Here is a 13993-nt window from a genome sequence, read left to right as displayed (position 1 = left end):
AACCCTCAGAACGTTCTTCATCTGTCGAGCCAAGTCCCGGCCCGGGTGGTGGCTTGATGCGCCGGCTTGCCCTTGCACCGGCTTTCAGTCTGGGCTTTCGACCGTTCTTTCTGGTCGGGGCCGGTTTCGCCGCCATCGCCGTGGCGATCTGGGCCTTGTGGTTGTACGGCCGCTTGCCCGGTGCGCAACCGCTGGGCGGCATGCTCGCCTGGCATCGACATGAAATGCCTTTCGGATTTGCCTCGGCCATCATTGCCGGGTTCCTCCTGACCGCGGTGCCCAACTGGACCGGCCGGCCGGGGCTCAAGGGCTGGCCGCTGATCGGCCTGGTGCTGGTGTGGCTGCTGGCGCGGCTGGCCTGGTGGTTGCCGATGCCGGCGCCCTTGCTGCTGGCCTTGCAAGTTCCGTTTCTGCCGCTGTTGGTGTGGGTGTTGGGGCGCGATCTGCTGGCCGCGGGCAAGCGCGAGAATTATCCGATTCTGTTGATGGTGTCGTTGCTGGCCGGATGTCAGGCGTTGACGTTGTTGGGGGTCGCCGTTGATGACGCCAATCTGCAACGCCATGGCGTGCTGGCTGCCTTGTGGCTGGTGGGTGCGCTGATGAGCGTGATCGGCGGGCGGGTGATTCCATTCTTTGTCCAGCGCGGCCTGAACCGGCCCGCAACGCCTGCGGCCCATCCGTTGCCGGGCAAGGTGTTGCTGATCAGCGCCATGTTGGCGGCGGTGTCCTTTGCCGCCGGATTGAATGACGTCCCGCGCGTGTGGCTGGCGCTGTTGTTTGCGTTGATCAGCGGTTTGCATCTGCTGCGATTGTGGCGCTGGCATGACCGCGACCTGTGGCGCGTGCCGTTGCTGTGGTCGCTGTACCTGGCTTACGCCTGGCTCGCGGTAGCGACGCTGGCCATGGCGCTGTGGCACCTGGGCTGGATGCCGCAGCAAAGCCTGGCCACCCATTCGCTGGCCGTCGGCGGTATCGGCGGGTTGATTCTGGCGATGATTGCACGGGTCAGCCTGGGGCATACCGGGCGAATGTTACAGCCGTCCAGGGCGATCGTTGCGGGGTTTGTCCTGTTGTTGCTGGCGGGGGCGTGTCGGGTGTGGCTGGTGCCTTTTTCCGGTTACGGGTTGGCGTTGTCGGCGCTGCTGTGGTGTAGCGCTTTTGCGGTTTTTGTCTGGCGCTACACCGGCATTTTAATAGGGCCAAGGCTCTAGCGAACGGTTCCATGGCCGCCCATCGAGGCGGCCTTTTCATGACCGGTGGTCGATGCACAACGGTCTGCCGGCAAATCTGCGCTTAGCTGAAGGGAGAACCCGAGGCGCGCGCAGGCTGTACAAGGCCGCGGCGACGCCCCTTCAGATCACCGTGAGTCTGAGGAAATGCGCCATGCTGACCCTGAACATCAATGGCCAGGATCAGGAGCTGGATGTCCCCGCTGACATGCCGCTGCTCTGGGTCTTGCGCGATGTCGCCCACCTCACCGGCACCAAATTCGGCTGTGGCATAGCCCAATGCGGGGCCTGCACCGTTCACGTCGACGGCGCGCCGCTACGCGCCTGCATCACACCGGCCACCGCGGTGGCCGATGGGCAAAAGATTCTCACCATCGAAGGCCTGTCCGCGGACGGTTCGCACCCGGTGCAACAGGCCTGGGCGGAACTTGACGTGGTCCAGTGTGGTTACTGCCAGTCCGGGCAGATCATGTCGGCGGCGGCGTTGCTGGCGAAAATTCCGCAACCGACCGACAGCGACATCGATCAGGCGCTGTCCGGCAACATCTGCCGCTGCGGCACTTACCCGCGGATTCGCGCGGCGGTCAAGCGAGCCGCCGAGCTGGGATGAGGTGGCCATGAACAGCATCAACGCGTTATCGCGCCGTGGTTTTCTCAAGGGCAGTGCGTTGCTGGGTAGTGGACTGGTGGTGGCGTTTGTCATGCCCGGCGCCCACCGTTTCGCCATGGGCGCAGAGAACCAGGGCAACGTATTTGCGCCCAACGCCTTCCTGCGCATTGGTAATGACAACAGCGTCACCGTGTTGCTCGGCCATTCGGAAATGGGCCAGGGCATCTGGACCGGCCTGACCATGCTGATCGCCGAAGAACTCGACGCCGACTGGTCGAAAATCCGCGTCGAGCATTCCCCGGCTTCGGCCGCCGATTACGGTATGCCTGGCTTTGGCGGGATGCAGATCACCGGCGGTTCGACCTCGACCTGGATGGAATTCGACCGCTATCGTCAGGCCGGCGCGGCGGCGCGTTTGATGTTGATCGACGCGGCGGCCAAGCGTTTCAACGTCGCTCCATCCGAGATTCGTACCGAATCAGGCGTGGTCATCGCCGGTGAGCATCGTGCAACTTATGGCGAGTTGGCCGATGACGCCGGGCAGTTGCCACGGCCGGACCCGGCCTCGATCAAGCTCAAGGACACCAAAGACTGGCGGCTGATCGGCAAACCCACCAAGCGTCTGGACACGCCGGAGAAAATCACCGGCCGGGCGAAATTCGGCATGGACGTGCAGTTCGACGGGCTGATGACGGCGATGGTCGCCCGTTCACCCACCTTCGGCGGTAGCGTCAAATCCTTTGAAGGCGCCGAAGCGCTGGCGATTCCGGGCGTGCACAAAGTGGTGCAAGTGCCGACGGGTATCGCGGTGATCGCCGATCATTTCTGGGCGGCGAAGCTGGGGCGCGATGCGCTGAAAATCGAGTGGAACCCGGGGCCGAATGCCGGGCTCAATAGCCGGGCGTTGCTGGAAAACTTCCGTAAACTCGCCACCACCCCCGGCCTGAACGCCGGTCAGGCCGGTGATACCCAGGCTGCGCTGGCGAAAGCGACCAAGACCATCGACGCTGAATACAGCGTACCTTATCTGGCCCATGCGCCGATGGAACCGCTGAACTGCACGGTGAGCATCACCAAGGACAAATGCGAAATCTGGACCGGCACCCAGTTCCAGACCCTGGACCAGATGGTTGCCGGGAAAATCACCGGGCTCAAACCCGAACAGGTCGAGATCCATACCGAGTTTCTCGGCGGTGGCTTTGGGCGCCGGGCCAATCCGACCTCGGACTTCGTCAGCGAAGCGGTGTATGTCGCCAAGGCCGCCGGTGCACCGGTAAAAACCGTGTGGACGCGCGAGGATGACATCCGCGGTGGCTACTACCGCTCGGCGTTCCTGCACCATGCGCGCATCGGGCTGGGGGCCGACGGCCTGCCGTTGGCGTGGAAACATGTGATGGTCGGGCAGTCGATCATGGCCGGGACTTCCCTTGAAGCGAGCATGGTCAAGGACGGGATCGACAAGACCTCCGTCGAAGGCGTGGCCGACAGCCCCTACATCGAAGGACTGGCCAATCACCAGATCGAACTGCACTCACCGAAAACCGGGATCAGCGTCTTGTGGTTGCGTTCGGTGGGGCACACCCACACTGCGTTTGTCGTGGAATCGCTGATCGATGAACTGGCCACGGCGACCGGCAAGGATCCGGTGGAATACCGGCGAACCTTGCTCAAGGACCATCCCCGTCACCTCGGTGTACTGAACCTCGCGGTGGAGAAGGCCAACTGGAAGGCACCGCTGCCGGACGGCCATGCACTGGGCGTGGCGGTGCACGAGTCGTTCGGCAGTTACGTGGCCCAGGTGGCCGAGGTGTCCCAGGACAACCTCGCCATCCGTGTGCACCGGGTGGTGTGTGCGGTGGACTGCGGCATTGCGGTCAACCCACAGAGCATCGCCGCGCAGATGGAGTCGTGCATCACCTTTGGTCTCAGCTTCGCCTTGCACAGCAAGCTGACGCTCAAGGACGGGCAGGTGGTGCAGTCCAACTATCACGACTATCAGGTGCTGCGGCTCAATGAAATGCCGGTGGTCGAAGTGCATATCGTGCCCAGCAGCGACAAACCCGGCGGTATCGGCGAAGCCGGTGTGCCACCCACGGCGCCGGCGGTGGCCAACGCGGTGTTTGCCCTGACCGGGCAGCGCCTGCGGGAGCTGCCGTTGCAGCTGTCGGGGGTGTGAGATGAAACGACATCATTGGTTGCTTGGGACGGTGATCCTGATCTGTCTCATCGCCTACGCATCGCACGTGTTCGCCGAAGACCGCGAGGCCTTGCAGGCATTCGACACCGTGCAGAAAGTCTTCCAGAGCCCGCGTTGCCAGAACTGCCACATTCCCGGTGATTCGCCGCTGCAATTCGATGCCGGGGTGCCCCACGCGATGAATGTCGTGCGCGGCATGGACGGCAAGGGCTCGGCCGGGTTGCCCTGTGCAACGTGCCATGCGCAAGGCAATCCGCCGGCCAGTTATGGTCCGCACGCGCCGCCCGGAGCGCCACACTGGAGCCTGCCGCCAGCAGCGCAGCGGATGGCCTGGATCGGCCTGCCGGCCGACCGGTTGTGCGCGATGATCAAGGATCGCTCCAGCAACGGCGATCGGGATTTCGCCGCACTGATCAAACACGTCAGCGAGGACAAGCTGGTGCTGTGGGGCTGGAATCCGGGCGGCAATCGCGCGCCGGTGTCGGTACCGCACGATATCTTCGTCACCCGGTTCAAGCGCTGGGCCGATGCAGGAGGGCCGTGCCCGCTGGCGGGTAGCTGACCAGCGGCACGCTAATAGGGAGTCAATACGGGTATGGGCGACTCTAACGTGCATACCTGCCAAGGGAGTGAATGATGTTGATCTCAGGCAAAACAGGCAAATCGGGTCGATCCGCAAACCCGTTGCTCACGCCACAGCAAGAACGTGAACGGCTGCGGGATCTGGCGCGCCAGGCCGAACAAGAGTTGGCGGGCGTGCAAATGGCGAGCATGGACGAGCTGACGCTGCTGTCCAATCGCCATGGCTTCAGCGAACTGGCCCGGCTCGGGCTGAACGCCTGTCGGGAGCTGGGGACGCCGGCGACGCTGCTGTACTTCACCCTCGATGAATTCAAGCGCATGAGCTATCTGTATGGCCGGGCCAAAGGTGACGATGCGCTGAAGACATTCGCCGATGTCCTGCGTATCGGTTTTCGTGAAAGCGATGTGGTCGGCCGGCTCGAAGGCGACCGGTTCGTGGCGTTGCTGACCGGTTCCAGCGTCGTGGAGATTGAGGCGATCAAGGCCCGGCTCAATGAGATTCTCGATGAGCGCAACGCCACGGCGCATCGCAGTTATGACATTCGGTTCAGTGTTACCCAGGTCGAATATGACCCCACTGTTCATGACTCGATCGAGGAACTGTTGGGTGAGGCCGAGCGTGTGATGAGCCGTTAGAACAGTGGTGAATTGGCGGGCCTCTTCGCGGGCAAGCCCGCTCCCACAGGTTTTGTGAACGCCAGAGATCCACTGTAGGAGGACGGCATCGCCCGGGGAAATCGCAGGCATAAAAAACCCGCCAGAAGAGGCGGGTTTTTTAATGGCTGACCGAAGATTACTCTTCGATGCTGCCCATGGCCGTGGTGTTGAAGCCACCGTCCACGTACATGATTTCACCGCTGATGCCGGACGCCAGGTCCGAGCACAGGAAGGCGCCGGCGTTGCCGACTTCTTCGATGGTGACGTTGCGGCGCAGCGGGGTTTGCGCTTCGTTGGCGGCCAGCATCTTGCGGAAGTTCTTGATGCCGGAAGCGGCGAGGGTGCGGATCGGGCCAGCCGATACACAGTTGACGCGAGTACCGTCCGGACCCAGGGAGCCGGCCAGGTAACGCACGCCAGCTTCCAGGGAAGCCTTGGCCATGCCCATGACGTTGTAGTTCGGCATGGTGCGCTCGGCGCCCAGGTACGACAGGGTCAGCAGGCTGCCGTTGCGGCCTTTCATCATTTCGCGGCCGGCCTTGGCCAGGGCCACGAAGCTGTAGGCGCTGATGTCGTGGGAGATGCGGAAACCTTCACGGGTGGTGGCTTCGGTGAAGTCGCCGTCCAGTTGGTCGCCCGGGGCGAAGCCGACGGAGTGCACGATGCAGTCCAGGCCGTCCCACTTCTTGCTCAACTCTTCGAAGACCTTGGCGATTTCTTCATCGCTGGCCACGTCGCACGGGAAGCACAGCTCAGGGCTCGAGCCCCAGCCTTGTGCGAACTCTTCGACACGACCCTTGAGTTTGTCGTTCTGATAAGTGAAGGCAAGCTCAGCGCCCTCGCGATGCATGGCGGCAGCGATGCCGGATGCGATGGACAGCTTGCTGGCGACACCGACGATCAGTACGCGCTTACCGGCGAGAAAACCCATGTGTTGCTCCTCTTTCAGGTTATTGCGCAGTGGCCGGAGCCAGAAAAGCGGCTTCCAGCAACTGCTGTGTATACGGATGTTGGGGGGCGGCAAAAATGCTTTGCGCGTCTCCCTGTTCGACCACTTGGCCATGCTTGACCACCATCAACTGGTGGCTCAGCGCTTTCACCACAGCCAGGTCATGGCTGATAAACAGATACGTCAGGTTGTACTTGGTTTGCAGCGAACGCAAAAGCTCCACTACCTGGCGTTGTACCGTGCGGTCGAGGGCCGAAGTCGGCTCGTCCAGCAAAATCAACGCCGGTTTTAACACCAATGCCCGGGCAATGGCGATTCTCTGCCGTTGCCCTCCGGAAAATTCGTGGGGGTAGCGGTGCCGGGTTTCCGGATCCAGGCCTACCTCCTTGAGTGCTGCAATGATCGCTTGTTCCTGTTCCGCCGCGGTGCCCATCTTGTGGATCCGCAGGCCTTCGCCAACGATGTCATTCACGCACATCCGTGGGCTCAGGCTGCCGAACGGGTCCTGAAACACCACTTGCATCTCCCGCCGCAGCGGCCGGACCTGTTGCTGCGTCAGGCAGTCTAGCTGCTGGCCTTCAAAACGAATCGCGCCTTTGCTGGCGATCAAGCGCAAAATCGCCAGACCCAGTGTCGATTTGCCGGAACCGCTTTCGCCCACGATCCCCAGGGTCTGGCCTTGGGGCAGGTTGAAATTGATGCCGTCGACCGCCTTGACGTAATCCACCGTGCGCTTGAGCAAGCCTTTCTTGATCGGAAACCAGACTTTCAGGTCCTCGACCGCCAGCAAGGGCGGGCCGATCACGTTGCTTGCAGGCTTGCCGCCGGGCTCCGCTGCCAGCAGTTCCCGAGTGTACGGATGCTGCGGCGCGCGGAACAGTTCTTCGCACGATGCCTGTTCGACGATGCATCCTTGCTGCATGACACATACGCGATGCGCAATTCTTCGCACAAGGTTCAAATCATGGCTGATCAGCAGCAGCGCCATGCCCAATCGGACCTGCAGTTCCTTGAGCAATTCGAGGATTTTCAGCTGAACGGTCACGTCCAGCGCGGTGGTCGGCTCGTCGGCGATCAGCAGTTCCGGCTCGTTGGCCAGGGCCATGGCGATCATCACCCGCTGACGCTGGCCGCCGGACAATTCGTGGGGCAGGGCCTTGAGGCGCTTGTGCGGCTCGGGGATGCCGACCATCTCCAGCAGCTCCAGCGTGCGTTTGGTCGCGACCTTGCCGGTCAGCCCCTTGTGGATGTTCAGCACCTCATTGATTTGTTTCTCGATCGAGTGCAGGGGATTGAGCGAGGTCATCGGCTCCTGGAAGATCATCGCAATCCGGTTGCCGCGAATGTGGCGGATGGTTTTTTCTTTCAGGTTCAGCAGGTTCTGCCCGGAGTATTCGATGGTGCCGGACGGATGCCGGGCGAGCGGGTAGGGCAGCAGGCGCAGGATCGAATGTGCTGTGACCGATTTACCGGAACCGCTCTCGCCGACCAAAGCCAGGGTTTCGCCGCGCTTGATGTCGAAGCTGACGCCTTCGACTGCCAACTGACAGCGATTGCCAACGACAAACTCGACGGACAGGTCGCGCACTTCGATCAGATTGTGCTGATTCATTTCACTTCCTCGGGTCGAAGGCATCGCGAGCGGACTCGCCGATGAACACCAGCAAACTCAACATCAAGGCCAGCACCGCAAAGGCGCTGATACCCAGCCACGGCGCCTGCAGGTTGGATTTGCCCTGGGCCACCAGTTCACCCAGCGAAGGACTGCCCGCCGGCAGGCCGAAACCGAGGAAGTCCAGGGCGGTCAATGTGCCGATGGCGCCAGTGAGGATGAACGGCATGAAGGTCATGGTCGAGACCATCGCGTTGGGCAAAATGTGGCGGAACATGATCGCACCGTTCTGCATGCCCAGGGCGCGGGCGGCGCGTACGTATTCCAGGTTACGCCCGCGCAGGAATTCGGCGCGCACCACGTCCACCAGGCTCATCCACGAGAACAGCAGCATGATCCCCAGCAGCCACCAGAAATTGGGTTGCACGAAACTGGCGAGGATGATCAGCAGGTACAACACCGGCAGCCCGGACCAGATCTCCAGGAAGCGCTGCCCGGCCAGGTCCACCCAGCCACCGTAGAAACCCTGCAAGGCCCCGGCGATCACGCCGATGATCGAACTGAGCACGGTCAGGGTCAGGGCGAACAGCACCGAAATGCGGAAACCGTAGATCACCCGGGCCAGCACATCGCGGCCCTGATCGTCGGTGCCCAGCAGGTTGTCCGTCGAGGGCGGGGCCGGGGCCGGGACTTTCAGGTCGTAGTTGATGCTCTGGTAGCTGTAGGGAATCGGTGCCCACAGCACCCAGGCGTCCTTGGCCTTGAGCAGTTCGCGGATGTACGGACTCTTGTAATTGGCTTCCAGTGGAAATTCGCCGCCGAAGGTGGTTTCCGGGTAACGCTTGAGCGCCGGGAAGTACCAGTTGTTGTCGTAATGCACCGCCAGCGGCTTGTCGTTGGCGATCAGCTCGGCGCCCAGGCTTGCGCCGAACAGGATCAGGAACAGCCACAGCGACCACCAGCCACGCTTGTTGGCCTTGAACAGTTCGAAGCGTCGGCGATTGAGAGGGGACAGGTTCATCTCAATGCTCCCGGCTTTCGAAGTCGATGCGCGGATCGACAAGGGTGTAGGTGAGGTCGCCGATCAGTTTCACCACCAGCCCCAGCAAAGTGAAGATGAACAGCGTGCCGAACACCACCGGGTAATCACGGTTGATCGCCGCTTCGAAACTCATCAGGCCGAGGCCGTCGAGGGAGAAGATCACCTCCACCAGCAATGAGCCGGTGAAGAAGATGCCGATGAGGGCCGAGGGGAAACCGGCGATCACCAGCAGCATGGCGTTGCGGAACACGTGGCCGTACAGCACGCGGTGGTTGGTCAGGCCCTTGGCCCTGGCGGTGATCACGTACTGCTTGTTGATTTCGTCGAGGAAGCTGTTTTTGGTCAGCAGGGTCATGGTCGCGAAGTTGCCGATCACCAGTGCAGTCACCGGCAGCGCCAGGTGCCAGAAGTAGTCGAGGATCTTGCCGCCCATGCTCAGTTCATCGAAGTTGTTCGAGGTCAGCCCGCGCAACGGGAACCAGTCCAGGTAACTGCCGCCGGCGAACACCACGATCAACAGGATGGCGAACAGGAACGCCGGGATCGCGTAGCCGACAATGATCGCCGAACTGGTCCAGACGTCGAAGTGGCTGCCGTGCCGCTTGGCCTTGGCGATCCCCAGCGGGATCGACACCAGGTACATGATCAGCGTGCTCCATAGCCCGAGGGAGATCGACACCGGCATCTTTTCCTTGATCAGGTCGATGACCTTGGCGTCGCGGAAGAAGCTGTCGCCGAAATCCAGGGACGCATAGTTCTTGACCATGATCCACAAGCGTTCCGGCGCCGATTTGTCGAAGCCGTACATGTGTTCGATTTCCTTGATCAGCGCCGGGTCCAGGCCCTGGGCGCCGCGATAGGCCGAGCCTGCCACCGAGACTTCGGCACCGCCGCCGGCGATGCGGCTGGTGGCGCCTTCGAAGCCTTCGAGCTTGGCGATCATCTGTTCCACCGGCCCGCCCGGGGCAGCCTGGATGATCACGAAGTTGATCAGCAGGATGCCGAACAGGGTCGGAATGATCAGCAACAGTCGCCGAAAAATGTACGCCAGCATCTGATTACTCCGTGCCCGCAGGAGCGGCCTGCAGTGTGGTTTCGACTTCTATCGCCGGCTTGATGTCGGGCTTGACCCACCAGGTGGCCGTGCCGATGTCGTATTTAGGCGAGACCTTTGGATGGCCGATGTGGTTCCAGTACGCCACGCGCCAGGTCTTGATGTGCCAGTTGGGTATTACGTAATAGCCCCATTGCAGAGCGCGGTCCAGCGCGCGGGCGTGGGCCACCAGGCTGTTGCGCGAATCGGCGTTGATCAGTTGCTCGACCAGTTGGTCGATAACCGGATCTTTCAGACCCATGGAATTGCGGCTGCCGGGTTTGTCTGCAGCGGCCGACATCCAGAATTCCCGTTGTTCGTTACCCGGCGAATTGGATTGCGGGAAGCTGCCGACGATCATGTCGAAGTCCCGGGAACGCACGCGGTTGATGTATTGCGAGACGTCGACCCGGCGGATCACCAGATCAATGCCGAGGTCACTCAGGTTGCGCTTGAACGGCAGCAGCACCCGTTCGAATTCGGTCTGGGCCAACAGGAACTCGATGACCACCGGTTTGCCAGTGGCGTCGACCATTTTGTCATCGACGATGCGCCAGCCGGCCTCCTGCAGCAGTTGATAGGCTTGGCGTTGCTGGGCGCGGATCATGCCGCTGCCGTCGGTGGTCGGGTTCTGGAACGCTTCGCTGATCACTTGCGGTGAAAGCTTGCCGCGGAACGGTTCGAGGATCGCCACCTGTTCGGCATCAGGCAGGCCGGTGGCGGCCATTTCCGAGTTCTCGAAGTAACTGCGGGTACGCGCATAGGCACCGTTGAACAGTTGCTTGTTGGTCCATTCGAAGTCCAGCAGCAGCGACAATGCCTGACGCACGCGCACATCCTGGAACACCGGGCGGCGCAGGTTGAACACGAACCCTTGCATGCCGGTCGGATTGCCGTTGGGAATCTGTTCCTTGACCAGTCGACCTTCGGTGACCGCCGGAGTGTTGTAGGCGTTGGCCCAGTTTTTCGCGGTCATTTCCAGCCAGTAGTCGAACTGCCCGGCCTTGAGCGCTTCCAGGGCCACTGTGTTGTCGCGGTAGTAATCGGTGGTCATCACGTCGAAGTTGTAGAAACCGCGATTGACCGGCAGGTCCTTGCCCCAGTAGTCCTTGACCCGCTCGTAACGCACCGAGCGTCCGGCCTTCACTTCGCTGACCTTGTACGGGCCGCTGCCCAGCGGGATTTCCAGGTTGCCCTTGTTGAAGTCGCGGTCGGCCCACCAGTGCTTGGGCAGCACCGGCAACTGGCCGAGGATCAGCGGCAGTTCGCGGTTGTTGGTGTGCTTGAACTTGAACAATACGGTGAGCGGGTCTTCGGCGACCACTTCGGCCACGTCGTTGTAGTAGCCGCGGTACATCGGCGCGCCATCCTTGGTCAGCATCTGGAAGCTGAACACCACGTCCTCGGCGCGAATCGGATGGCCATCATGGAAGCGTGCTTCGGGGCGCAGGTAAAAGCGCACCCAGCCGTTGTCCGGGGCTTTCTCGATCAGGCGGGCGATCAGGCCGTACTCGGTGAACGGCTCGTCCAGCCCTTGCTTGGCCAGGGTGTCGTAGATCATGCCGATATCGTCCGCCGGCACACCCTTGCTGATAAACGGGTTGAGGCTGTCGAAACCGCCGAAACCGGCCTGACGGAAGATTCCGCCCTTGGGCGCGTCGGGATTGACGTAGTCGAAGTGTTTGAAATCGGCCGGGTATTTCGGCGGCTCGTTGTACAGGGTCACGGCGTGTTGCGGGGCGGCGCAGGCCAGCCCGGCGAACAACAGGCCGCTGGCCTGCAGGAGCAGGGTGCGGATGGGTTTCATTGATCTTTCTCCGAAGATTTCAGCCACCACGCGTTCAGGCCCAGGGTGTAGGGCGGCGTGGTGACGAAGGCGAGCCGGTTGCGGTACGCCAGACGGTGATAATTGAGGTACCAGTTGGGCACGATGTAGTGCTGCCACAGCAGCACGCGGTCGAGGGCCTTGCCGGCGGCGACTTGCTCATCGCGGGTCTGGGCCGCCAGTAACTGCTCGAGCAAGTGATCGACTACCGGGTCGGCAATGCCGGCGTAGTTTTTGCTGCCCTTGACCCCGGCCTGGCTGGAGTGAAAGTACTGCCATTGTTCCAGGCCCGGGCTGAGCGTCTGGTTGAGGGTCATCAGAATCATGTCGAAATCGAACTGGTCGAGGCGCTGCTTGTATTGTGCGCGATCGACCGTGCGCAGCCGTGCGTCGATGCCGATGCTGGTCAGGTTCTCGAGGTAAGGCTGGAGGATGCGCTCCAGGTTCGGGTTGACCAGCAGTAACTCCAGGCGCAACGGCTGCCCGGCGGCGTTTTGCAGGCGCTGGCCATTGAACTTCCAGCCGGCATCGGCGAGCAGGCCAAGGGCTTTGCGCAAGGTCTCCCGGGGGATGCCGTGCCCGTCGGTCTGCGGCAGGCTGAACGGTTCGGTAAAGAGCCTGGCCGGCAGCTGTTCACGATAGGACTTGAGCAACAGCCATTCGTGCCCGACCGGCAAACCGCTGGCCGAGAACTCACTATTGGGGTAGTAGCTCATGGCGCGTTGGTAGGCGCCGCTGAACAGCGTGCGGTTGGTCCATTCAAAGTTGAACATCAGCCCCAGCGCTTCACGGACCTTGGCGTCCGAGAATGCCGGGCGACGGCTGTTCATGAACAGACCCTGGGTCTGGGTCGGGATCTGGTGGGGAATCTGTGTCTTGATCACGTCACCGCGGCGTACGGCGGGGAAGTTGTAGCCAGTGTCCCAGTTCTTCGCCTGATGCTCGATATAGATATCGAATTCACCGGCCTTGAACGCCTCGAACGCCACGTCGCTGTCGCGGTAGAACTCGACCTCCATGCGGTCGAAGTTGTACTTGCCGCGATTGACCGGCAGGTCCTTGCCCCAGTAATCCTTGACCCGTTCGAAGATGATCTGCCGTCCCGGCGTGACCGAGGTGATGCGATACGGTCCGCTGCCCAGCGGCGGCTCGAATGTGGTGGCCTTGAAGTCGCGGCCTTTCCAGTAGTGCTGCGCCAGCACCGGCATTTCGCCCAGGCGCAGGATCAGCAGCGGATTGCCGGCACGCTTGAACACGAAGCGGATGCGCTGCGGGTTGAGGATGTCGACCCGCAACACTTCCTGAAGGCTGGTGCGGTACAGCGGATGGCCTTCCTTGAGCAGCGTGCGGTAGGAGAACGCGACGTCATAGGCGGTGATCGGCGTGCCGTCATGGAAGCGTGCTTCGGGACGCAGGTTGAACACCACCCAGCTGCGGTCCTCGCTGTACTCCACCGACTGGGCGATCAGGCCATAGCTGGACGCGGGCTCGTCACCCGAAGGCGCGTACTGCCCGGTACCGACCATCAGCGGCTCGTTGAGCTCGTTGATGCCGTATTGCAGGAAATTCGGCGTGGTGACCGGGCTGGTGCCCTTGAAGGTGTACGGGTTGAGCGTGTCGAACGTGCCAAACGCCATGACCCGCAACGTACCGCCCTTGGGCGCTTGCGGGTTGACCCAGTCGAAGTGGGTAAATCGGGCCGGGTACTTGAGCGTGCCGAACTGCGCATAACCATGGCTTTCGCTGATCGTCGCGCTTGCGGTGGAGCTCAAGGCCAGGCAGATCAGGAGCAGGGGCAGGGGACGCTTCAAATAGGGGATCCGATCCAGGCGGCTTGGGCTTTGTGGACCGTACAGTAACAGCTTGTATGGACAGGAAAAAGACGGGGGGTTAATGCGCAATATCGGCGGGTCGCAATCCTACAGGTTTTGTGCTCGCCATAAAAAATTCTATGGTCGCCCCCATTTTTGCAATACTGATTAACGGGTGGTGTGGTTGGCTTGCTTAAATCTATCCGGCGTCTGTTTGGGGCATGCCCCAGCGCCACGATGAGAATCGCGCCTGACGATCCTAAAAAGCCCATCGGCTTCTTAAAGCCGATTTTTATGCCAGGATCTTCGCCAGGCCGGTAGGCCGTTCACGTCATCTGTTGTTCAGCTATCGCAAAACCTGAAGGGTGAATCGTGGTACTGCAACA

11 protein-coding genes are annotated in these 13993 nt (G+C 61.7%); 5 read left to right on the top strand and 6 right to left on the bottom strand.

The genetic code is table 11. The annotated features are described in order from the left end of the window. Positions 1–56: 56 nt before the first annotated feature. The 5 genes from AC1D19_RS27300 (at position 57) to AC1D19_RS27280 (ending at position 5254) form a co-directional block, all read left to right on the top strand. Positions 57–1211 (top strand): NnrS family protein, encoded by a 1155-nt coding sequence (locus AC1D19_RS27300; protein WP_477765184.1) that lies wholly within the window; start codon positions 57–59, stop codon positions 1209–1211. Between the two features lie 172 nt (positions 1212–1383). Further along, entirely contained in the window at positions 1384–1839 is a 456-nt protein-coding gene (locus tag AC1D19_RS27295) for a (2Fe-2S)-binding protein (protein ID WP_477753587.1), read from the top strand. A gap of 7 nt (positions 1840–1846) precedes the next feature. Then, positions 1847–4015, top strand: a complete 2169-nt coding sequence (locus AC1D19_RS27290) for a xanthine dehydrogenase family protein molybdopterin-binding subunit (RefSeq protein ID WP_477765183.1) — start codon at positions 1847–1849, stop codon at positions 4013–4015. Position 4016: 1 nt separating this feature from the next. Further along, positions 4017–4598: a hypothetical protein gene (locus tag AC1D19_RS27285; protein WP_477765182.1), complete on the top strand. Its 582-nt coding sequence runs from the start codon at positions 4017–4019 to the stop codon at positions 4596–4598. Positions 4599–4672: 74 nt separating this feature from the next. Then, complete coding sequence (locus AC1D19_RS27280) at positions 4673–5254, top strand: GGDEF domain-containing protein (RefSeq protein WP_477760279.1); 582 nt, start codon at positions 4673–4675, stop codon at positions 5252–5254. Positions 5255–5411: 157 nt separating this feature from the next. Here AC1D19_RS27280 and fabI read toward each other — a convergent pair whose 3' ends face one another. The 6 genes from fabI to AC1D19_RS27250 are packed head-to-tail and all read right to left on the bottom strand — an operon-like array spanning position 5412 to position 13595. Beyond that, entirely contained in the window at positions 5412–6206 is a 795-nt protein-coding gene (gene fabI, locus AC1D19_RS27275) for an enoyl-ACP reductase FabI (protein ID WP_057715039.1), read from the bottom strand. Positions 6207–6225: 19 nt separating this feature from the next. Further along, on the bottom strand, positions 6226–7836 hold the full coding sequence (locus AC1D19_RS27270) for an ABC transporter ATP-binding protein (protein ID WP_477765181.1): 1611 nt from the start codon (positions 7834–7836) through the stop codon (positions 6226–6228). A 1-nt stretch (position 7837) separates the two neighbouring features. After that, a complete protein-coding gene (locus tag AC1D19_RS27265) occupies positions 7838–8857 on the bottom strand; it encodes an ABC transporter permease (protein ID WP_007979115.1) in 1020 nt (339 codons plus the stop codon). Between the two features lies 1 nt (position 8858). Next, the gene (locus AC1D19_RS27260; protein WP_223547164.1) at positions 8859–9932 is read right to left on the bottom strand and encodes a microcin C ABC transporter permease YejB; all 1074 of its coding nucleotides are present in this window, start codon (positions 9930–9932) and stop codon (positions 8859–8861) included. 4 nt (positions 9933–9936) lie between these two features. Continuing rightward, on the bottom strand, positions 9937–11778 hold the full coding sequence (locus AC1D19_RS27255; protein ID WP_477765180.1) for an extracellular solute-binding protein: 1842 nt from the start codon (positions 11776–11778) through the stop codon (positions 9937–9939). Continuing rightward, entirely contained in the window at positions 11775–13595 is a 1821-nt protein-coding gene (locus AC1D19_RS27250) for an extracellular solute-binding protein (RefSeq protein ID WP_477765224.1), read from the bottom strand. The genes AC1D19_RS27255 and AC1D19_RS27250 overlap by 4 nt, the downstream gene beginning before the upstream one ends. Positions 13596–13993 lie beyond the last annotated feature (398 nt).

It is taken from the genome of Pseudomonas sp. P1_C12 (genome assembly GCF_056406435.1).
The sequence above is the reverse complement of the archived record's forward strand: the minus strand, read 5'-3'. Positions and strand labels throughout refer to the sequence as shown.